This window comes from Streptomyces xiamenensis, from assembly GCF_000993785.3.
Taxonomy (GTDB): Bacteria; Actinomycetota; Actinomycetes; order Streptomycetales; family Streptomycetaceae; genus Streptomyces; species Streptomyces xiamenensis.
In genome coordinates this window covers 2,803,263-2,824,348 of sequence record NZ_CP009922.3, presented here as the reverse complement: position 1 = coordinate 2,824,348, position 21,086 = coordinate 2,803,263, and the positions used below count along the sequence as shown (strand labels likewise).

The following is a 21,086-nucleotide window of genomic DNA, read 5'->3' as shown; positions in this document are numbered from 1 at the left end:
CCGGCCGCCACGCCGGAGACGGGCGGGATCAGGGATCGTACGCATGTGCCCGCATTCACCCTCGCCCGGCTGTCGTTATATCGACGTAAGCCTCCCGGTACATCCGCTGAATGGGGGTTGTTGGTTCCTTCCCACGCTTACGGGCCGCGCCCAACGGCAATGCCTAGGGGGAATTCACCGCGCGGTCGGGAGGCTGGAGCATGAGCATCTGGTGGTCACTCCAACTGCGGCGGGAAGCGTCCAGCGTCCCGCTCGCCCGGCGGTTGCTGCTGGGAGCCATGGAGACGGCGGGGGTGGACACGGACATCACCCACGAACTGTGCGTGGCGCTCACCGAGGCCTGTGCCAACGCCGTCCAGCACGGGGGCGGCGGCGGGGCCGTGTACCGGGTGACGGCGTCGATCGACGGCGACGTGTGCCGCATCGAGGTCACCGACTCGGGCCCCGGCTTCCCGGCCGATCCCCCAGGACCGCGCCGCGAGAGCCAGGCCCTGGCGCAGGGCGGGCGCGGGCTCCAGCTGATCGAGGCGCTCTCGGACGCGTCCCGGTTCGGCAACCACCCCGGCGGCGGCGGAGCGGTCGTCAGCTTCGACAAGGTCCTCAAGTGGCGTGAGGACGCCCTGCTCAGGGCCTCCTGACCCCCTCGCCCCGCCGCGCACGGCGGAAAACTTTCCGGCGGGCTGCAACATCGTTCCGGGCCCGGCGCATCGAAGGGAGTGAAGGGCGAGAGCGACGGGGAAACCCCGCCTCGCCAGGCACTTTCACCGGCCGGAGGCCGGTGTGGATGGGGGTCCGGGAACGATGGAGAAGATTGTGAAGCGCAGCTGGCGGCGCCGGGCGGCTCTGACGGCGGCCATCGCCACCGTCGCCGCGGCGACCACCATGGGGGCGGCGTCCGTGAGCGCGGCGTCCGAGCAGGGCACCGCTCCGGCCACCGGGCAGGAGATCGTCGAGGCGCTGACCGGGCTGCTGCCGGAGGGGACCGAGATCACCGAGTCCTTCGGCGAGGGCTACCAGGACAGCGAGTACCCGTACGCCTACGTCGAGGCCACGGACAACACCGGCGGCGCCACCACCATCGACGTGGGCGTCCACCGCTCCACCGGTGACTGGCGCGAGTACGCCGGCTGCCCGGAGGACATCGACGAGGGCGACGCCGAGGACGGCTTCCTCGGCGACTGCGTCGAGACCGAGCTGTCCGACGGCCGGCTGCTCTCGGTCAACACCTGGGAGTACGAGACCGACGGCACCGGCGAGGGCGAGGACGGCGAGGCCTACCACGCGATCGGCTGGGACGTGTGGCTGGAGGGCCCGGGGAGCCCGGACTTCGCGAACGAGAGCGGCCGCAGCGTCTACCTCTCGCAGTACAAGGACCTCACCGAGGTGGCTGACGCCGGCGCCTACGTCCCGGTCCTCGACGAGGCTCAGCTGGCCGAGGCCGCGCAGTCCCAGGTGTGGCAGGACCTGCTGGCCGCGCTCGACGCCGAGTACGGCGAGCCCGTCGAGGAGGAGTGGGAGGGCCCCGACGGCCCGCAGATCCCCGCCGCGCAGCTCCAGGACACCTTCCGTTCGCTGGCGCCCGAGGGCATCGAGGTCACCCCCGTCGAGGCCGGTGAGGAGGAGGTCGACTACGCCTCCCTGCTGGTCGACGACGGCCGGGGCGCCGTGCTGGTGGACATCTTCGCCTTCGGCCCCTGGGACGAGGAGGGCTTCGATGAGGGCATCGACTTCGACGCCGCCGCCGACGAGGAGTTCGGCCCGCAGTGCGAGCACACCATCCTGGACAACGGCGACGAGCTGAACGTGTGCGCCTGGGCGCCGAGCGACGATGACCCGCTGGGTCTGTGGTCCGCCACCGTGTACTACGCCGACGGCTCCAGCCTCGACATCACCCAGTACAACGTCGCCGACTGGGACAGCGACCCGACCCGCGCCGACGCCCCGCTGAGCGTGGACCAGCTGGCCGACATCGCCACCGACAGCGCCTGGCAGGACCTGTTCGGCGCCTCCGCGGTCTGATCCGTTCGGTACGCCCGGAGGGTGGCGGTGACGGCGATCACCGCCACCCCCGGAAATAGGCTGTAACGTCCGGCGGCTGCTCGCGCGTCATGGAAGTGAGCGGGGGCAGCCCCGGGGAATGTTGAGGGGGACCTGATGAAGCAGCGGGATCTGGAGGCGTACCACGACTTCGCCATGCGGCGAAGCGGTGCGCTGTACCGGTCCGCGTGCCTGCTGACGAGCGGCGACACCCACCTCGCCGAGGACCTCGTCCAGGAGACGCTCGGGCGGATGTACACCGCCTGGAAACGCAAGCGCTGCATCGACAACCCGGCGGCGTACGCCCACACCGTTCTGGTGCGCTGCTTCCTGACCTACAAGCGCCGCCGCAGCAGCGGTGAACGGCCCGCGGTGGCGCTGCCCGACCAGCCCGCCCCCTCGACGGACTCCACCCTCAAGGTCACCCTGCTCCAGGCACTCGCCCAGCTGCCGCCCCTGGACCGGACGGTCCTGGTGCTGCGGTTCTGGGAGGACCTGAGTGTGGAGCAGACCGCGGAGATGATGCGCACCAGCTCCAGCGCGGTGCGCACCCGCAGCAGCAGGGCCCTGACCAAGCTCCGAGGCGTGCTCGGCGCGTCCGGTCTCGCTGAACTGATCGCGCGGTAAGGCCGATGGAGAGACACCCCATGAAGAGAAACGACGACACTCCCGCCAGCTTCGAACACGAACTGAGCACCATGCTCCGGCACACCGGCGAGGGCTTCGAGCCCGACCCGCTGCGGCTGGCCGAGGGCGGGCTGCGGCGCGGCCGGGCCCGGGTGTTCCGCCGGCGCGCCGGCATCGTGGCGGGCGCGGCCTCGGTGGCACTGCTGTCCGTCGGCGCGGTCCAGCTCACCGGCGGCGGTCAGACCACCCCGGTGGCCGCCACCCCGGAGAACAGCGAGGAGATGATCGAGACCCTCAGCGCCATGCTGCCCGAGGGGGTGGAGGTCACGAGCAGCGAGGCCGAGAGCCCGCGCGGCCTGGAGACCCCGAGCATTCACCTGACCCTGCGGGACTCCGTCCCCGGGGAGGTCACGCTGGGCGTGACGCTGCACCGCTGGGCGATCGAGGACTTCCGGGTGGAAGCGGGCTGCGTGGTGCCCGACGAGCCGGGCTACCACTGCTCGCAGCAGGACCTGGACGACGGTTCGGTGCTGACCCATCTGCGGTGGGACTGGCACGGCATGGAGGACATGCCGGACATGACGACCTGGAACGCGACGCTGGAGAAGGAAGGGCCCTTCGAGGACGTTCCCTCCATGCGCTCGGTCTCCGTCGATCTCGACAAGGACCTCTCGCGGATCGCCGATCCGGACAGCTACCAGCCGCTCCTCGACGAGGACCAGCTGGCCGCGATCGCCACCGCGCCGGTCTGGCAGCAGGTCTTCGACCTGGTGGACGGCACCCAGGGCGCACCGGCCGACGACGACTTCGACCCCGAGATGGTCAATGTCGCGCCCGAGGTGCTGCGGGACCTGTTCCGCGACCTGGCCCCGGAGCGCCTGACGGTCACCGACGGTGTGGGGGAGGAAGAGGAGGCGCCGGGCGAGGTGTCCCTGGTGGTGGACGACGGCGACGGTCCCGCCTACGTCTCGATCCTGCTGTGGGCCTCCTACGAGCCGTACGAGCCCTACGACCCCGGCATGGGGTACTTCGACAGCTGGGACGACGTGGAGCTCAGCGAGGAGGAGCGGGCGGTTCTGGACGAACTCGACGACTGCCGGAACGAACCGGTCGACGACGGCACGGACATCCGGCTGTGCGCCCTCGGCCCCTCGGAAGGCGACCCGACGGGCATCTGGTCGGCCTCGGTCGTGTTCCCCGACGGGGGGATGGTGGACATCACGGTGACCAATATGCCGGGCCTGGAGGACGATGACGTCGTGAGCCGCCCCGACAGCCCGCTGACGATGGAGGAGCTGAGGGAGATCGCCCTCGCCCCGGAATGGCGTGACCTTTTCGAGTGATGCGGGGCCGGTGTGATGCATGATGTGCTGGCCGACATGACCACGGACGGAAGGCGTCGCACATGAACCGCACCTCCCGGCGGCTGGCCGCCGCGCTGCTGTGCCTGGGCCTGATCACGGCCTGCGGCTCCGAATCCGGGGACGAGGGGTCCTCGGACTCCCAGGGCCAGGAACAGCAGGGCGGGCAGCAGGAGCAGGACGGGCAGGAAGAGGAGCAGAGCGACCTCGGGCAGGACATCCCGTCCTCCCTGGCCGGCCCCGCCGGAGCGGAGGCCTCACAGGCCACCAGCGCCGTCCTGCACACCAGCGAGGGCGACATCACGGTGACGCTGTTCCCCGAGGAAGCGCCGCTGACGGTGACCAACTTCGCCGGACTGGCGGACGGTTCGCTGCCCTGGGAAGGGCAGCAGGACGGCGAGCCGCTCTACCAGGACCTCATCTTCCACCGGGTGATCGACGGCTTCATGATCCAGGGCGGGGACCCGCAGGGCACCGGCATGGGCGGCCCGGGCTACCAGTTCGACGACGAGGTCGATTCCGGCCGGACCTTCGACGAGCCGTACCTGCTGGCGATGGCCAACGCGGGGCTGAACCCGGACGGTTCGGGCACCAACGGCTCGCAGTTCTTCATCACGGTGGTCCCCACCGAGCATCTCAACGGGAAGCACACCATCTTCGGCGAGGTCGCCGACGAGGAGTCCCGGGCCGTGGTGGACGCCATCGCGACCACCGAGACCGCGGCCCAGGACCGGCCGGTCAAGGACATCGTCATCGAGTCCGTGACGATCGGCGACTGACCGCACCGCACTCGCACCCGCACGACCCCGTACTCCCGGCCGGGGCCCTGGGTGGCACGCTCAGAGCGTGCCACCCACGGCCCCGGCCTTCGTCTTCCCCGCCTTGTCCGCGCACAGTTCGCCGCGGACGGCCGCGATGTGCGCCATGTTCTCCCGGCCCCAGTCCCCCAGCGGGCCCAGCGCCCCGTTCAGCGAAACCCCCAGCGCGGTCAGCGAGTACTCCACCTTCGGCGGCACCTCGCGGTGGACCTCCCGGTGCACGATCTCGTCGGCCTCCAGCTCCCGCAACTGCTGGATCAGCACCTTCTCGCTCACCCCGGGAATCTGCCGTTTCACTTCCCCGAAACGCTGCTTGCCGTCTTTCAGCGCCCACAGAATGAGCACTTTCCACTTTCCGCCGATGACATCGACGGCCGCGTCAATTCCGCACACATAAGGCTGTTCCCGCATCGCGACTCCCCGCCCGTACGCACCTGTAGGTAGGTATCTGACTTCATAGTCGGTACTTGCCGATCGTACCGCCGTGGAACAGGCTTTCTCCTGGCGCCAGTTCTGAATACCCCTCGACACGAAGCGGAGCGATGCACGTGAGCGGGACATCCCCCGTCACCCCGGTGACGGTGCTGGGCCTGGGTGCCATGGGAAGCGCCCTGGCCACCGCGTTCCTCGACGGCGGCCGTCCGGTCACCGTCTGGAACCGCACCCCGGCCAGGGCGGACGCCCTGGCCGCACGCGGCGCCACCCGGGCCGACGACGCCCGGCAGGCGGTGACGGCCGGCGAACTGGTCGTGCTGTGCGTGCTGGACCACACCGCCGCCTACGCCACCCTGGGCGCGATCGGCGACGCCCTGAAGGGCCGCACCCTGGTCCACCTCACCAACGGCACCCCGGCCCAGGCACGGGAGTTCGCCGAGTGGGCCACCCAGCGCGGCGCACGGTACGTGGACGGCGGCATCATGGCCGTCCCGCCGATGATCGGCGGACCCGGCTCGCTGGTGCTGTACAGCGGCGACCGGTCCGCCCTCGAGGAGCACCGCGCCGCCCTCGAACTCCTGGGCGCCGCCCGCTGGCTGGGGGACGATCCCGGCCTGGCCTCCCTGTACGATCTCGCGCTGCTCAGCGGAATGTACGGGCTGTTCGCCGGATATCTGCACGCCACCGCGCTCGCCCGAACGGAGGGCGGCAGCACCCGGGAATTCACCGACGAACTGCTGATTCCCTGGATGACCGCGATGATGTCCGGATTCCCGGACTGGGCCCGGCAGATCGACAGCGGAGAATTCGGCCCGGCGTCCTCCCCCCTCGCGATGCAGGCCACCGCTTTCGTGAATCTCATCGAGGCCAGTACCGCGCAGGGCGTCGATCCGGCGCTGATGATCCCGGTGCAAGAACTCCTCAACCGCGCGGTCTCCGCCGGACTCGGCGACCAGGACAGCCCCGCGCTCGCCACCCTGCTGAGCGGCCCGGGGAAGGAACCCGTCCGATGAACCCGCGCCCCACCGACGTCACCGTCCTCGGCCCGGGCGGCATGGGCGGCGCCCTCGCCCGGCTCATCGAGGTGATCGGACCGGGGTGAACGCAGGGGCGGCCCCCGTACACACACGAGGGCCCCGGGACGGAAAACCGTCCCGGGGCCCTCGCCCGCTCCGTTACGCCACCGGTTCCGGCCGCATCAGCCGCACCAGCAGGTCATCCAGGCTGATCAGCCCGGACAGCCGTCCCTCACCGTCGCGGACCACCGCCAGCGAGGCGCGCCGCTGCCGCAGCTGCTCCACCGCGTACGAGACGGTGTCGTCCGGGGCCAGCTCGGGCACCGGCCGGGCCAGCTCGCCCGCGGTGACCCGCTGTCCGCGGGCCCGCGCCACGATGGCGTCGCGCGCGTGCACCGAGCCGAGGATCCGCTCCCCGTCCCTTACCAGCAGCCGGGTGTGGTTGCTGGCGGTCGCCGCGGTCAGGATCGCGTCGGCCCCGGCGCCCGCCGGCACCTCCGCGATCTTGTCGGCCGGCACCAGGATGCCGCCCACCGGCGACAGCGGCTGGGTCAGCGAGCGGGTGATCAGCCCCGAGTCGGCCTCACTGATCAGGCCGAGCCGCTGGGACTCGCCGACCAGATGGGCCAGCTGCTCCCGGTCGTGGATCGAGGTCAGTTCCTCGCGCGGGGTCACCTTGCACAGCCGCACCAGACCGTTGGCGATCTTGTTCATCAGCCAGATGACCGGCCGGACCGCCCCCACCACCGCGCGGAACGGCGGTGCCAGCAGCATCGCCGAGCGCTCCGGGTGGGAGATCGCCCAGGACTTGGGCGCCATCTCGCCGACCACCATGTGCAGGAAGACCACCACGACCATCGCGAACAGGAACGCGATGCCGTAGGAGAGCCCGCCGGGCAGCCCCAGCTTCTCCAGCAGCGGATCGACCTCGTGCGAGATCGCCGGCTTGGAGATGGAGCCCAGCCCCAGGGTGCACGCGGTGATGCCCAGCTGGGCGCCGGCCAGCATGAGCGAGAGCTCACGTGTTCCGGCGAGCGCCGCCTTGGCGCCTCGCTTGCCCTCGGTGATGGCCTGCTCCAGGCGGTGCCGCTTGGCGGCGACCAGCGCGAACTCGGCGGCCACGAAGAAGCCACTGCCGATCAGCAGCAGCACGGTGATGAACGCTGCCATGCCCATGCTCATGAGCGCTGCTCCACCCGTTCACGCGGCGCGCCCACCGGGAGGTCCCCGGCGGTGCCCTCCGCGGGCGGCTCGACGCGCTCCAGCCGGACCCGGCCCGGCACCCGCCGGTCGAGGGTGAGCACCTCGATGACGGCCGTGGCGCCGTCCGCCAGGCCGACCTCGATGCGGTCGCCGACGCCGGGGAAACGGCCACAGCGGTTGATGATCAGACCGGCCACGGTCTCGAAGTCCTCTTCCTCCGGCAGTGCGATGCCGGTGGCCTCGGCCGCCTCGTCGACGCGGCGGCCCGCGTCCACCAGCCAGCTGGTGCCGTCGGCGATCGCCGGCAGCTCGATCTCGTCGGTCTCGTCGGCGATGTCGCCGACCAGTTCCTCGGCGATGTCCTCCAGGGTGACGATGCCGGCCAGACCGCCGTACTCGTCCAGCACCACGGCGAACTCCTCGCCCGCCGCCTGCATCTGTTCCACAGCACCCGGCAGCGGCAGGGTGTCGGGCAGCAGCAGCGCGGTCCTGGCCAGCGGGCCCGCCTGGGCGTCCGCCAGCTCCGGCGGTGTCGCGCGCATCAGCTCGCGCACCCCGAGCACGCCGGTGATGTCATCGATCCGCTCGCCGACCACCAGGTAGTGGGAGTGGCCGTGCTCGCCGATCAGCGCGACGACGGAGGAGGCCGGATCGGTGGCGCGTACATAGGACACGTCGACCCTGGGCACCATCACCTCTGCGAGGGTGCGGTCCGAGAACTCCAGAGCGTGATCGAGGAGCTGCGCGGTGTCATGCGTCAGCTGCCCGTGCTCGTGGGATTCGTCGATCAGCCGTCCCAGCTCCTCCAGGGTCGCCCCGTGGTGGAGTTCCTCGACCGGCTCGATGCCGACCTTGCGCAGCAGCTTGTTGGCCACCGAGTCGAAGACATGGACCACGGGGCCCGCGATCTTCAGGTAGGCGAGGGTGGAGGAGGCGAGGGACTTGGCCAGACGCTCGGGCACGGCGAGCGCGAGATTCTTGGGGCCCAGCTCACCCAGGACCATCTGGATGACGGTGGCCAGCAGGAACGCCGTCACCAGCGCGACACCCGTCGCGGCGGCCTCGGGCACGCCCATGCCGCTCAGTACGGGATCGAGCAGGGTGGCGAAGGCGGGTTCCGCCAGGAAACCCACGATCAGGCCCGTCACGGTGATGCCCAGCTGGGCGCCGGAGAGCATGAAGGACAGCCGTTCCTGGACCTTCAGCGCGCGGGCGGCACGCTTGTCACCCGCGTCGGCCTCGCTTTGCAGGGCCAGCCGGTCGGCGGCCACGTAGGCGAATTCCTGGGCTACGAAATACCCGGTGCCCGCTGTCAGCACGATCACTGCCAGCAGACCCAGTAGCGCGGCACTCAACTGACACCACCTCGCCGTGTGCCGCTGTGCGTTCCATGCGGACGAGGTGGTCGGGGACTATGCCCAGGAGGGTCCGACGAATTGGCGGACAAGTTATCTCCTTTCATGGTGGGTGACACCGTTCAGCACGGTTGTGAACGGTCTGGCTGGTTGTTCAACGGGACGGGAGGTGTCCGTGTTCCCAGGGCTGTACCCGAAAACGCCCTCTTGACACCTCGCGTCCCAGGCGGAACGTTCAGGCGCCGGCCGGGGCCGCGGCCCCGGCCGGCGGAGGTACGGAATCAGCCGGTCAGCCGGGCCATCCAGGCCTCGACCTCCCCGGCCTCGCGCGGCAGGCCGGCCGAGAGGTTACGGGTGCCGTCCTCCGTGACCAGCAGGTCGTCCTCGATGCGCACGCCGATGCCCCGGTACTCCTCGGGCACCGTGAGGTCATCGGCCTGGAAGTACAGGCCCGGCTCCACGGTCAGCACCATGCCGGGCTCCAGGGTGCCCTCGACGTACGCCTCACGCCGCGCGACCGCGCAGTCGTGCACGTCCAGGCCCAGCATGTGGCCGGTGCCGTGCAGGGTCCAGCGGCGCTGCAGCCCCAGCTCCAGCACCCGGTCGACCGGGCCCTCCAGCAGGCCCCACGCCACCAGGTGCCCGGCCAGCACGCGCTGGGCAGCCTCGTGGAAGTCGCGGTACTTGGCGCCTGGCCGCACGGCGGCGATGCCCGCCTCCTGAGCCTCGTACACGGCGTCGTAGATCGTGCGCTGGAGCGCGGTGAAGCGGCCGTCGATGGGCAGCGTGCGGGTGACATCGGCGGTGTAGAGGGAGCGGGTCTCCACGCCGGCGTCCAGCAGGAGCAGCTCGCCGGGGCGCACCGGCCCGTCGTTGCGGACCCAGTGCAGGGTGGTGGCGTGCGGTCCGGCCGCGCAGATCGAGCCGTACCCGACATCGTTGCCCTCGACGCGGGCCCGCAGGAAGAAGGTGCCCTCGATGTAGCGCTCTGAGGTGGCGACGGCCTTGTCCAGCACCCGGACGACATCCTCGAAGCCGCGCGCGGTGGCCTCGCAGGCGTACGTCAGCTCGGCGATCTCGAACTCGTCCTTGATCAGCCGCTGCTCGGACAGGAAGCTCTTGAGCTCGGCGTCGCGCTCGGCGGTGATCTTGTCGGTGAGGGCCGTCTCGATGGTGCTGTCGTGGCCGCGGACCACGCGCACCGGGCCGGTGGCCTCCTTCAGCAGCGCGGCGACGGTGCGCACGTCGGCGACGGGGAGCCCGTACAGCTGCTCGGCCTCGGCCAGGCTGTCGCGGCGGCCGACCCACAGCTCGCCCTGGCCGCTGAGCCAGAACTCCCCGTTCTCGCGGTCGGAGCGGGGCAGCAGGTACAGCGTGGCCTCGTGGCCCCGGCCGTCCGGCGCGCCCTCGGCGTTCTCGGTGGGCTCCAGGACCAGGACGCCGTCCTCGGTCTGGTTGCCGGTGAGGTAGACGTACTCGGTGGCGGCGCGGAAGGGGTACTCCGTGTCGTTGGAGCGCGTCTTCAGCCGGCCGGCCGGGATGACCAGTCGCTCGCCGGGGAAACGGGCGGAGAGCGCGGCGCGCCGGGCGGCGGTGTGGCCGGCCTGCGGGACGGGGGCCAGATCGCGCTGCTCGGTGTCGGCCCAGCCGCTCTTCATGTTCTCGGCGAGCTCGTCGGAGACCGTCTTGTTCACGTTGTTCTTGCGCTGCTTGATGGTCTCGGCGGGCTTCTTCCCGTCCGTGGGCTTGGCTTCCTCGGCCACCCTGCTGCCTCCTCGCGTGCCGGCGGGTCCCGGTGGGGACCGGGTTCCATCGTATGTGCGAGTGGGGGATGCCGGACAGAGCCGTTCAGGGCCAGACATATGGCATGGCACTCCCCGGTGTCGCCTGGTGGCACCCGGTGTGACGCGGCGTGGCTCAGTGGAAGCGAACGGCGAGCAGTACGACCTCCTCGGTGTCGCTGTCGGTGCCGGTGGCGGGCACGGTGCGCAGCATGTGGTCGAGGAGGGCCTCGGGGTCGGCGCGCACCTCGGGTGCCGCGGCGCGGGCCGCGGTTCTCAGCCGGGCGAAGGCCCGGTCCATGGGCTCGCCGGTGCGGCGCAGCAGTCCGGCGCTGTACAGCAGGACCGTTTCTCCCCGGGCGACGTCGATCTCGACGCTGGGCGCCTCCCAGCAGGCGAGCATGCCGAGCGGGGCGGAGAGCGTGGTGTCGGCGAACTCGGCCCGGTGTTCCCCGATGACCAGGGGCGGCGGGTGCCCGGCGGAGGCGAGCACGAGGCGTCCGGCGGCGGGCTCGGCGTAGCCGAACAGCGCGGTGGCGGAGCGGGCGGGTTCGGTCAGCCGCAGGAGCAGTTCCAGGTCGGAGAGGACGGCGACGGGGTCCTCGCCCTCCATGACGGCGTAGGCGCGCAGCCCGGCGCGCAGCCGTCCCATGGCGGCCACGGTGGCCGGGCCGCTGCCGCCGGTGCTGCCGATGGCCAGGCCCAGCGCCTGTTCGGGCAGGGCGAGGGCGTCGTAGAAGTCGCCCCCGCCGGCCGGCAGGGGCCGGTGGCGCACGGCGAGGGTGACGCCGGGGAGGTACGGCAGCCGGCTGGGCAGCAGTCCTTCGCGCAGCGTGGCCAGCTCGGCGCGGGCGGCGGCGAGGGTGGCGTGGTGGGCGAGCTGCTGGGCGGCGTGCCGCAGATAGCGGCCGAGCAGATGGCGCTGGCGCTGGTCGGGCTCGGCGGGCTGGTCGTAGAGCCAGACGGCGGCGGCGCGCAGCCGGCGGTCCGGGCTCCGGACGGGGTCGCTGTCCGCGGCGGCCGGGCCGGCGGTGAGCAGGACGGCGTGGCTGGCTGCGGCGCCCAGGCGCCGGGCGACGTCGCGGTGCCGGGGGTCGAGTGTGTCGTCGGCGGCGATGTCCTGGTGGGTCAGCTCGGTGGGGCCGGCGGGAGTGGCCTGCGTCGCGGCGTCCAGGAGCCGGGTGTGGGGGGCGGCGGTGTCCGGCACGGTCTCCAGGTGGCCGAGTTCGCCGGGGGTGAGGCCGTAGCCGACGAGCCGGTCGGGAGCGGCGGGCCGGGTCCGGCCGACGGCGGCGTCGCCGTCCGGCGCACCGGGGTCGCCGGGCTCCTCGGGGCGCAGCGCGATCAAGCCGCGGCGTGCGCCGATCAGGTGCGCGCCGGCACGGAGAGTCTCGTGAATTGCATCACTGAGCGTGCTGGTACGGGCGAGGCGCTCGGTGAGGTCGTGGAGAGCGTTGAGGTCGCTGATCCAGGAGGCGAGCCGCTCGGGCCCCGCGCCGGGTGGGACGGGTGCGTCAGTGGGTGGAGGAGTTTGCGGTACAGGGGTGATCGTTGGGTGGATTCCGGCCACATTCGAGGGGACGGATGTGCTCATGGGCGCTCTCTTCCGTCGAGGAGCGACTGCCGCGATCTCATCGCAAACCCCCTGTTGTGCGGGGCGGCCGCGAACGGCGCACCGCTGCCGGTGGGCGGGACCTTGGTGTCCGGTGTGCTCTTGGGTCGGGAATGATGATGCCCGTGTGACTGTGGTGTTCTCTGATCGACAGGCCGGGTCCAGAAGAGTTTGGCGTAAAAGGAACGCCGGTGCGTGGGACGCGCGATCGACTGGGAGGAGCCGGCGGCGGTCGAGCCGGACGGGCTGGGTACGTACGGGGTAGTGCTCCGGGCCAGTCACGGCCGGAACGGTTGTTTGGGTTCTGGCGTCCTCACCAATGCGCAAGACGCTACATACGGTGATCTAAGTTCCACGTGAGTGATTGGCCGGAAGATCTCTTCCGGCCCTCAATCAGCCGCGAAGGAAGGGACGAGCGCTCATGCGCGAGATCCTCGGAATGCGACGCACGAACGGCAAGGGCGAAAGCGGGGGGAAGGACGACAACGGATCCGGTCACGGCGATGACCGCGCGCTGCGCGACGCCGCCTCCGGCTATGCCCGGCGCTGGGGCTGGCCGGTGCTGCCCGGCGTCGAGCGGGGGGCGGACGGCCGCTGCGGCTGCGGGAAGGCCACCTGCGTGGTGCCCGGTGCCCATCCCCTGGACCCGGAGCTGCTGGCGGCCAGCAGCGACCCCCGGATGGTGCGGTGGTGGTGGACCGTACGGCCCACCGCGCCGATCATCCTGGCCACCGGCACCGACGGGGCGCCGTGCGCGCTGAGCCTGCCCGCAGCGGCCGCCCCCTGGGCCCAGGCCGAACTGGCGAGCCGGGGCGTGCGGACCGGGCCGGTACTGGTCACCCCCACCCGGGCCTGCTGGCTGGTGGCGCCGTACGACCCGGCCGAGCTGGGGGAACTGCTGTACGCCCAGGACCTGGTGCCTGGCTCGCTGCGGTTCCACTCCGCGGGGGGCTACGTGCCGCTGCCGCCCTCGGAACTGGCGGCCGGCCGGGCGGCCTGGCTGCACGGCCCCTGGCCCGGGCGGGACGGGCGGATCCGGCTGCCGCGCACCGCCGCGCTGCTCGATGTGCTCGTGGAGGCGGCGATCCGTACGCCGGGCGGCGGCTCGCGGCTGGCGCACTGAGGGCCGTCCGCGGGCGGACACGCAAGAACCCGGTCGCTGGCGACGGGGGATGCACCAGCGACCGGGCTCACTTCAGACGGTAACAACTCCAGCGGGAATCGCAAATCCCGGCCGGCCCCCGCGCGGGTGGATCCCGCCATCCACCCGGGGCCCTGTGACCGGAATCACTCCTTTCGGATGACCGCTAGTTCAGGGTGACCTGACGGTTCGTGAGGCCGCTGCGGGCCTTGCGCTCCTCGGGGGTGAGCGGGGTGGTCGCGGCCAGCGCCTCGGCCAGCCGCTCGCCGAACGCGGTGGCCGGCTTCTCGCACTCCTCGGCCCCGAAAGCACTGGGCAGATCCCACACCGGCACGGTCAGTCCGTGCGCCCGGAAGGAACCCACCAGACGGGTGTCCTCGCCCAGGGACGACGCGCCGGCGGCGTGCAGCCGGGCGAGCGCGTCCAGCAGCTGGTCCTCGGGGTGCGGCATGACCCACCGCAGGTGGTTCTTCTCGGGGGTGCGGCACCAGTACGCGGCGTCCACACCGGTCAGCCGGGTGGTGGGCACGGCGGCGGCGTTGGCGCGCTCCAGGGAGGCGGCGACCTCACCGGTGGCGGACTCGGCGTCATCCAGCCAGAACTCGAAGCCGCTGTGCACCTCGGGCACGAACGGGGCGGACAGGTCCAGCAGGTCCTGGAGCCGGGGCCCGCCGGAGGCGGTGCGGCCGGCGGCCACCGGGCTGCCGGGGGTGGTGGCCAGCGCGCGGGTGAGCACATCGGCGAGGTCACGGGAGAGGTCGCCGGTGGCGGTGTCGTTCTGCAGGGCGAGCAGCACGGCGCCGTCGTCGCGGCGCAGCGCCGGCCAGGCCATCGGCAGCACGGTGGCCAGGGTGAGAGCCGGGACATCCTGCGGCAGCCCCTCGCGCAGGGTCAGCGGCACGGTGGCGGCGGGCACCAGCTCGCGCAGCGCGACCCAGTCGCACTCGCCGGGCAGGCCCTCGAAGGGGCGGCGCACCAGCTCGGTGGCCGCCTGGGCGGCGGCACGGCCGTGGCAGGCCTTGTAACGGCGTCCCGAGCCGCACGGGCACGGCTCGCGCGCGCCGACGACGGGGATCTCGCCGTCGGTGAGCTGCGGCGTGGCCGCGGCGCTGGGCTGGGTACGGGGGCGGCGCTTCTTGGCCATGCGGACGGCTCTCCTGCGTGTGTCGCGTACTCCTACGGCTTCGCCGCGAGCTTAGTGGCTCCGCGCGGGCCGCCCTCCGCCCCTCAGCGCGGATCCAGTACCACCCACACCGTCACCGCGCCGGACGGGTCGGCGTCGTGCACGCCCCAGGCGCGGGCGAGTGAGCCGATGATGGTGAGCCCGCGGCCGCCGCGCGCCGTGACGGACGGGGAGCCGGCACGAGGCCGGGTCGGCCCGCCACCGTCCGTGACCGAGATGGTGATCTCACCATCGGCGTCCTGGGACCAGGACGCCCGGACATGGCGGCCTTCGTTCAGTGGCCGTGCATGTCGATATGCATTACTGAGCAGTTCGGAAAGGATCAATACCGCATCGTCGATGATCGATTCCCTGGCACCATTTTCCAGCAATTCCGATCGCATACGCCGTCGTGCCGTCCCCACGCCACCGGGGCCATGGGGGACCGACATGGACGACGACGTCGGTACCTGCTGAGTTACCACCAACGCCACCCCCGATACCTCCTTTGCCCCACGCCAAGATGGGGATGCCCCCGGGGCGGAAAGCGGAAACCGGCTGTGCCCCATCCGTTGACGTACTCGTAATGATCGGATACGAAGCGAATGCGCCGGTGCACTCCCTGTCAGGCTTTGGTCAACCCATGCGCCTCAGCTGGTCACGCACCGTACGCGGCCGGTTGGTGATGATCGCGTCCACCCCGAGCCGCGCGCACAGCTCGACGTCCGCCGGGTCGTCCACCGTCCACACGTGCACCCGGTGACCGGCGCGGTGCGCCCGTTCCACATAACCGGGGTCGCGGCGCAGGATCCGGATGCCGGGGCCGGCGATCGAGGCGGCGGCGGGCAGCCGGCCGGTGCGGTTCCTGGGCAGCAGGAACTGCATCAGGAAGACGGTGGGCAGCTGCGGGGCGGCCTTGCGCACCCGCTGCAGCGAACGGGCGGAGAAGGACATGACACGGACCTGGCCCGGCAGCGGATGCGCGTCCAGGAGTTCCAGCAGCCGCTCCTCGACCCGGCCCGCCCAGCGCGTGGGGTGCTTGGTCTCGATGGCGAGCCCGATCGGCCGGCCGGCGTCGGCGACCAGCCGCAGCAGACGTTCCAGGGTGAGGACCGTGGTCCGCTCGGGGTCGGCGGCGTCGGGTGCCTCGGCCCCGCCGGAGGGCGTCATCCAGGAGCCGAAGTCCAGCTCGTTCAGCTGCGCCAGCTCCAGGGTGGACACGGCGCCGCGGCCGTTGGAGGTGCGGTTGACCCGCCGGTCGTGCACACACACCAGATGGCCGTCCGCCGTCAGCCGGACATCGCATTCCAGCGCGTCCGCGCCGTCCTCGATGGCCTGCCGGTAGGCGGCCAGGGTGTGCTCGGGGGCGTCCTCGGAGGAGCCCCGGTGCGCGATCACCTGAATCCGGTGGGGTGCGGGTTCCATCGGCTCATCCTGTCATGCACCGGGTTTACGTCCCGCTGACGGACACTGGGGAAGACTTCCCGCACTGCCCCGTACCACCCCCGACCGCTCGTGCACCCGAGGAGACAGCTGTGAGCACCGAGAAGGAGGGCCTGGCCCAGCCGGAGGAGCGGCCCACCCCGGCCCCGGCGGCGGTCACGCCGGAGGAGTCCCCGGCCGCGCCCGCGACGGCGCCCATCCCCGTTCCGCCGGCCGCCCCGGGCCCGCCGCCCGCCCCCGTGGCGCCGCCGACCGCGCCGATCCCGACCGTGACGGGTGCGGAGGCGCCGCCGGCGCCCGCCGGGCCGCCGCCGGGCGCGTTCGGCGGTCCGGTGGGCCCGCCGGCCGGTCCGCCCGATGTCCCGTGGACGGCCTTCGGGGGCGCCCCGCCGCCGAAGAAGCGGCGCACCGGCCTGATCGCGGCCGTGATCGCCGCCACACTGCTGGCGGGCGGCGTCGGCGGCGGTGTCGGCTACCTGGTGGCGGACGGCGACTCGGCCACCACCAGTACCGCGGCGTCCGGCGCGGGCACCGGCGAGGGCACCTCCGCGCGCCCACCGGAGTCGGTGGCGGGGATAGCGGAAGCGGCGCTGCCCAGCGTGGTGACGATCGAGGCGCAGAGCTCCACCGAGGGCGGCACCGGCACCGGCTTCGTCTACGACGAGCAGGGCCACATCCTCACCAACAACCACGTCGTGGCCTCGGCCGCCGACGGGGGCACCCTGACGGTCACCTTCTCGGACGGCACGAGCTACGAGGCGGAGGTCGTGGGCCGTGCCGAGGGGTACGACGTGGCGGTGCTGCGCCTGCTGGACGCGGGGGACCGCGACCTGGTGCCGCTGCCGGTGGGTGATTCGGACGCGGTGGCGGTGGGCGACGCCACGATCGCCATCGGCGCACCGTTCGGCCTGTCCGGAACGGTCACCACCGGCATCGTGAGCGCCAAGAACCGCCCGGTGGCCTCCAGCGACGGCCAGGGCGGCAGCGCCTCGTACATGAGCGCTCTGCAGACCGACGCCTCGATCAACCCGGGCAACTCCGGAGGCCCGCTGCTGAACGGCGACGGCGAGGTCATCGGCGTCAACTCGGCGATCCAGTCCACCCCCGGAAGTGGGATGGGCCAGAGCCAGGCGGGCAGCATCGGTCTCGGATTCGCGATTCCGATCAACCAGGCGCAGCGCGTCGCGCAGGATCTGATCGACAACGGTCAGCCGGTGTACGCGATCATCGGCGCCTCGGTGGAGACGCGTGGCGACACCCTGGGCGCCAAGATCTCGGACGCCGACGCCGCGGGCACCGACGCGGTCACCCCGGGCGGCCCGGCCGCCGAGGCTGGCCTGCAGCCGGGCGATGTGATCACCCGCTTCGGCGACCGGGTGATCGACAGTGGTCCGACCCTGATCAGCGAGATCTGGGCGTACGAACCGGGCGACACCGTCCCGGTGACGTACCAGCGCGGCGGCCAGGAGCACACGGCCGACATCGTGCTGGGCGAGCGGGTGGGCGACGCGTAGCACCGTCCCACCCACCGCGAGCCGTTACCCTTACTCCTGCCGTCCCGACGGACGGCAGGGGAGACTTGCCCGAGCGGCCTAAGGGAACGGTCTTGAAAACCGTCGTGGCAGCGATGTCACCGTGGGTTCAAATCCCACAGTCTCCGCAGCACGGCTGAACGCCGACCCCGAGGGGGTGTCCGGACCCCGGACACCCCCTCTGCCGTGCCGGGCCCCGGGCCGGTGCGCCGGCCACCGCAGGAGCCACGCCGTCGCTGGTCATGCGCTCCGAGCCGCGGATCGTGTCCCCTTCGATGCTCTCCGAGGAGGGCCCCGCACCGGGCTCCGTCGGGAGGCCGCAGACGGGTACCGGGGCCATGGCTCGGCGTCGGGCCGACCGGCGCGGACGAGCCGACCACTCGGCATCCGCCGTTCATATAAGCGCCGTTGGGGCCGTCATGACCGGCTCTGTGGGCAAGTGGCGGCGGTAGGGTAGGGGTTGCCTGCCACTGGTGCAGGTCAGGAAACTGGGCGTGCTCGGCGGAATCCGTGGCCGTGAGGACCGTCGGGATGGCGATGCCGTCCCTGGTCCGCCGGTCACCGTTCTCGCCAGGGGTGCCGCGGAGTCCGGAACGACGCGTTCCCGTACGGCGGTGCCCCTCGACGTATGCCCGGAAATGATCGTTTCGGGTAGTCGGAACGCTTCATTCCGTAAGTTTTCTGGTCTTGATGATGCACGATGGGGTCCCGTTGTTCGTTGTGAGGGGCAGAGGACGCACAACGTGTCTTCTCCGCCGACGACTTGAGAGGACCTGTGGGTCTGTGATCCCGCGTCACACTCCCGCCGCCCTACGCGCCCTGGAGGGGTACCGGTGACCGAAGCATCTCGCGCCCCGTTGGCGGGGGTGGTGCCCTTGCCCGCGGACCTCCGGGCGTTCCACCAGCTGTACCGGCCCGCCTATGTGCGCTGGGCCGAGCTGTACCTGGGGGATCGTCCCGGCGCCGAGGACGTGGTGGACGCCGCCTTCGAGCAGCTCGCCGAGGACTGGGGCGAGGCGCTGCGGCTGGACAGCCCCGCCGGGTACGCCTGGACCATCCTCAGGAGCCGCACGCTGGAGGCCGCCCGCGCCCGCGGCCGGCGGCCCGTCGTCATGGACACCGCCGCCTTCGAGACCGCCGCTCTGCGGGACGCCGTGGACCCGGTCGGCGAACTGGAGGAGAGCCTCAGCATCTACCAGGCGATCCGGGAGCTGCCGGAACGGCAGCATGATGTGATCGTCCTGTTGTACTGCCTTGGCTACGGTGTCCAGGAGACGGCCGATGTGCTGGGCATCAGCGTGCCCGGGGTCCGTTCCACCGCCCGCTACGCCAGGCGGCGGCTGAAGGAAGCACTCGGCCTCGACCGGGAAGGAGGCAGCGGTGACCTCACCGATCTCGCCGATTGACCGGATGCTCGCCAAGGCCACTCTCACGGCGCGGCCCTACACCGAGGCCGAGCTGGACGCCGCCGAACTGCGGCTGGCCGCGCGCATCACCCACCGTGTGCTGTTCGGCGCCCTGCACTTCGACGACGAGATCCGCTCGGTACGGGGCGAGGCGCTGGCGCCGCCCCGGGCGCAGATCGATGCCGAGGCGGCCGGGCATCTGGAGATTCTGTGCCGCACCGTCATCGAACGGGACGGCGCGCTCCAGCACATGTCCGCTTTTCTGGGCCGGCGCATTCCGCACCCGGACGGAGCGCGGGTGCTGGGCTGTGTGCTCCAGCTCGCCGGTCGCGAGGACAGCGCCCGATTCTGGTGGCAGTTCGCGGCGGGCGCGGGGGACGGTGCCGCCGCCTATTGTCTTTATCTGCACCACCTCACCCTCGGGGAGGTGTGGGAGGCGCAGTTGTGGCGCGGCCAGGCTGCCGAGTGTTCCGGCGAGGCCGCGGACGCCGGTGAGAGCACCGAGAGCGGCGGCGCCACCACTGACCTGGTGCTGCGCGTGCTGGGCCTGCTGCGCGGCAATCACTGCTGTCTGACGGATGTGGCCAGCGCCGTCCTGCGGTATGTGCCGGACGCCGTACATTTCGTCGACGAAATCGAACTGCCGCTTCCCGCCGTCGATTTCGCCCAGAGAATCGAAGAACTGACCACCTCTGCCTGAGGTGGGTTCAGCCTTTCGTGTAGGCCGAAGACGTTTATCGCGACCTCTTCATTCGTGCGAGGGAATGACCCGGTGGAACGCGAATGACCGGAGTGGGCTTGGGCAACTCTGCTTCCGCGACGTCGTGCTCAACAACCACTTCGGTTCACTGGAGGAATTCCATGGCAAGCATCCGCACCGCCCGTGTCATCGCTGCCGCCGCGTCGGTCCCGCTGGCGGTAGGTCTGCTCGGTGGCACCGCCCACGCGCTGGTAGGCGACAGTGGCGCCCTGGCGGGTGTCGCCTCCGACGCGACCGCCATCAGCACCGTGGGCAGCGGGGTGGCCGGCATCAACACCGGCAACTCCGGCACCATCCAGCAGGGTGCCACCGGAACCGGAGCCACCAACCAGAGCAACGCCGCCCAGGTGAAGGACGCGGGCTTCGTGGCGATCGACCAGGACACCACGAACTTCCAGCTGATCTTCAGCCCTCTGTGGTGAACCGTCGGGCCCACTGAGCCCACCCCCCGGGCCACGGCCCACCGGGGTGCGCCATCAGAGGGTGACCGGGCAGGGGCAGGCCGTGCGGCCGTACCGGAAGGTACGGCCGCACGGTCATGTCTGTGGTCATGTCCCCGATCACGTCCGCTCGCGCACGGTTGCGGACGGTCATCCCGATCACCAGGGAGATCCCTGATGACCCCTGAGGAGACACGCACCGCTCCTCCACCCCTGGGAGGTGTTGCCAGGACCACCTCTACTCCCTGGGGCGGATACCTCATCGCGACCTGTGGCCGATCCGGTGAGGGGGTGCCCCCGCCTACGTTGGTTTCCATGACCACGCCCAGGACGGCCCAGTCGGGGACGCCGCTGACCTTCACCTCCTACGTGCAGGCACGCGGCCCCGTGCTGCTGCGTACGGCCCGCTCGCTGACCGCCAACCCCAGCGACGCCGAGGACCTGCTCCAGACCGCGCTGACCAAGACGTACGTGGCGTGGGAGAACATCGAGGACCACCGCGCCCTGGACGGCTACGTCCGGCGCGCGCTCGTGAACACCCGCACCTCGCAGTGGCGCAAGCGCCGCGTCGACGAGTACGCGGTGGACGAGCTGCCAGAGCCCGACCCGCTGCCCGAGCCCGACCCGGCCGAGCAGCAGGCGATACGCGAGGCCATGTGGCAGGCCGTGCGCAAGCTGCCCGAGCGGCAGCGGGCCATGGTCGTCCTGCGGTACTACGAGGACATGAGTGAGGCCGCCACCGCCGAGCTGCTCGGGGTGTCGGTCGGCACCGTCAAGAGCGCCGTCTCCCGGGCACTGGCCAAGCTGCGCGAGGACACCGAGCTGGTGGCCGTCACCCGCCCCCAGGTGCTCGCCGCCTGACCCGGGCCTCCTGACCGGGGCCGCCCGATCGGGCCCGCGTGACCCGGATCTCCCGCCGGGCACCCCCGGCCGCCGTCCGCCGGGAACCCCCGCGCG

20 protein-coding genes and 1 tRNA gene are annotated in these 21,086 nt (G+C 71.6%); 13 read left to right on the top strand and 8 right to left on the bottom strand.

Translation table 11 applies throughout. The annotated features are described in order from the left end of the window. Positions 1-200 precede the first annotated feature (200 nt). From SXIM_RS12890 to SXIM_RS12870, 5 genes are all read left to right on the top strand, one after another. Positions 201-638 carry an ATP-binding protein gene (locus SXIM_RS12890; RefSeq protein ID WP_030732393.1) on the top strand — a complete coding sequence of 146 codons (438 nt, stop codon included), beginning with the start codon at positions 201-203 and terminating at the stop codon, positions 636-638. A 163-nt stretch (positions 639-801) separates the two neighbouring features. Then, on the top strand, positions 802-2,019 hold the full coding sequence (locus SXIM_RS12885) for a hypothetical protein (protein ID WP_030732392.1): 1,218 nt from the start codon (positions 802-804) through the stop codon (positions 2,017-2,019). A gap of 135 nt (positions 2,020-2,154) precedes the next feature. Continuing rightward, positions 2,155-2,664, top strand: coding sequence for a SigE family RNA polymerase sigma factor (locus SXIM_RS12880; protein WP_030732390.1), 510 nt, complete (start codon positions 2,155-2,157; stop codon positions 2,662-2,664). A gap of 20 nt (positions 2,665-2,684) precedes the next feature. Further along, positions 2,685-4,007 (top strand): hypothetical protein, encoded by a 1,323-nt coding sequence (locus SXIM_RS12875; protein WP_046724040.1) that lies wholly within the window; start codon positions 2,685-2,687, stop codon positions 4,005-4,007. Positions 4,008-4,255: 248 nt separating this feature from the next. Continuing rightward, positions 4,256-4,804, top strand: coding sequence for a peptidylprolyl isomerase (locus SXIM_RS12870; RefSeq protein WP_046725627.1), 549 nt, complete (start codon positions 4,256-4,258; stop codon positions 4,802-4,804). 60 nt (positions 4,805-4,864) lie between these two features. Here the strand turns inward: SXIM_RS12870 and SXIM_RS12865 are convergent, their stop codons facing one another. Beyond that, positions 4,865-5,254: a winged helix-turn-helix transcriptional regulator gene (locus SXIM_RS12865; RefSeq protein ID WP_078635476.1), complete on the bottom strand. Its 390-nt coding sequence runs from the start codon at positions 5,252-5,254 to the stop codon at positions 4,865-4,867. A 137-nt stretch (positions 5,255-5,391) separates the two neighbouring features. Between SXIM_RS12865 and SXIM_RS12860 the strand changes: the two genes are divergently transcribed. Then, positions 5,392-6,291 (top strand): NAD(P)-dependent oxidoreductase, encoded by a 900-nt coding sequence (locus tag SXIM_RS12860; RefSeq protein WP_234306866.1) that lies wholly within the window; start codon positions 5,392-5,394, stop codon positions 6,289-6,291. Between the two features lie 162 nt (positions 6,292-6,453). Here SXIM_RS12860 and SXIM_RS12855 read toward each other — a convergent pair whose 3' ends face one another. The 4 genes from SXIM_RS12855 to SXIM_RS12840 form a co-directional block, all read right to left on the bottom strand. Beyond that, positions 6,454-7,476 (bottom strand): hemolysin family protein, encoded by a 1,023-nt coding sequence (locus SXIM_RS12855; protein WP_030732379.1) that lies wholly within the window; start codon positions 7,474-7,476, stop codon positions 6,454-6,456. Beyond that, positions 7,473-8,852: a hemolysin family protein gene (locus tag SXIM_RS12850; RefSeq protein WP_030732376.1), complete on the bottom strand. Its 1,380-nt coding sequence runs from the start codon at positions 8,850-8,852 to the stop codon at positions 7,473-7,475. Before SXIM_RS12850 ends, SXIM_RS12855 begins: the two co-directional genes overlap by 4 nt. Positions 8,853-9,133: 281 nt before the next feature. After that, positions 9,134-10,714 (bottom strand): aminopeptidase P family protein, encoded by a 1,581-nt coding sequence (locus SXIM_RS12845; RefSeq protein ID WP_375879427.1) that lies wholly within the window; start codon positions 10,712-10,714, stop codon positions 9,134-9,136. Between the two features lie 55 nt (positions 10,715-10,769). Continuing rightward, positions 10,770-12,227, bottom strand: a complete 1,458-nt coding sequence (locus SXIM_RS12840) for a PP2C family protein-serine/threonine phosphatase (protein ID WP_046724037.1) — start codon at positions 12,225-12,227, stop codon at positions 10,770-10,772. Positions 12,228-12,666: 439 nt separating this feature from the next. Here SXIM_RS12840 and SXIM_RS12835 point away from each other — a divergent pair, with 439 nt between their 5' ends. Continuing rightward, the gene (locus tag SXIM_RS12835) at positions 12,667-13,368 is read left to right on the top strand and encodes a bifunctional DNA primase/polymerase (protein ID WP_030732366.1); all 702 of its coding nucleotides are present in this window, start codon (positions 12,667-12,669) and stop codon (positions 13,366-13,368) included. Positions 13,369-13,552: 184 nt separating this feature from the next. Here the strand turns inward: SXIM_RS12835 and SXIM_RS12830 are convergent, their stop codons facing one another. The 3 genes from SXIM_RS12830 to SXIM_RS12820 form a co-directional block, all read right to left on the bottom strand. Next, positions 13,553-14,530, bottom strand: a complete 978-nt coding sequence (locus SXIM_RS12830) for a DUF5926 family protein (protein WP_030732364.1) — start codon at positions 14,528-14,530, stop codon at positions 13,553-13,555. Between the two features lie 83 nt (positions 14,531-14,613). Beyond that, complete coding sequence (locus tag SXIM_RS12825) at positions 14,614-15,042, bottom strand: ATP-binding protein (protein WP_030732362.1); 429 nt, start codon at positions 15,040-15,042, stop codon at positions 14,614-14,616. Positions 15,043-15,184: 142 nt separating this feature from the next. After that, positions 15,185-15,973, bottom strand: a complete 789-nt coding sequence (locus SXIM_RS12820; protein ID WP_030732354.1) for a glycerophosphodiester phosphodiesterase — start codon at positions 15,971-15,973, stop codon at positions 15,185-15,187. 110 nt (positions 15,974-16,083) lie between these two features. Here SXIM_RS12820 and SXIM_RS12815 point away from each other — a divergent pair, with 110 nt between their 5' ends. From SXIM_RS12815 to SXIM_RS12790, 6 genes are all read left to right on the top strand, one after another. Further along, positions 16,084-17,505 carry a S1C family serine protease gene (locus SXIM_RS12815; RefSeq protein ID WP_046724035.1) on the top strand — a complete coding sequence of 474 codons (1,422 nt, stop codon included), beginning with the start codon at positions 16,084-16,086 and terminating at the stop codon, positions 17,503-17,505. 59 nt (positions 17,506-17,564) lie between these two features. Beyond that, positions 17,565-17,651 (top strand) — tRNA-Ser (locus SXIM_RS12810). A gap of 705 nt (positions 17,652-18,356) precedes the next feature. Then, on the top strand, positions 18,357-18,929 hold the full coding sequence (locus tag SXIM_RS12805; RefSeq protein WP_324604821.1) for a sigma-70 family RNA polymerase sigma factor: 573 nt from the start codon (positions 18,357-18,359) through the stop codon (positions 18,927-18,929). Next, positions 18,904-19,629, top strand: coding sequence for a hypothetical protein (locus SXIM_RS12800; RefSeq protein ID WP_052385257.1), 726 nt, complete (start codon positions 18,904-18,906; stop codon positions 19,627-19,629). The genes SXIM_RS12805 and SXIM_RS12800 overlap by 26 nt, the downstream gene beginning before the upstream one ends. Before the next feature lie 161 nt (positions 19,630-19,790). After that, positions 19,791-20,111: a hypothetical protein gene (locus SXIM_RS12795; RefSeq protein ID WP_030732346.1), complete on the top strand. Its 321-nt coding sequence runs from the start codon at positions 19,791-19,793 to the stop codon at positions 20,109-20,111. A 333-nt stretch (positions 20,112-20,444) separates the two neighbouring features. Next, on the top strand, positions 20,445-20,990 hold the full coding sequence (locus SXIM_RS12790; RefSeq protein ID WP_030732344.1) for a SigE family RNA polymerase sigma factor: 546 nt from the start codon (positions 20,445-20,447) through the stop codon (positions 20,988-20,990). Positions 20,991-21,086 lie beyond the last annotated feature (96 nt).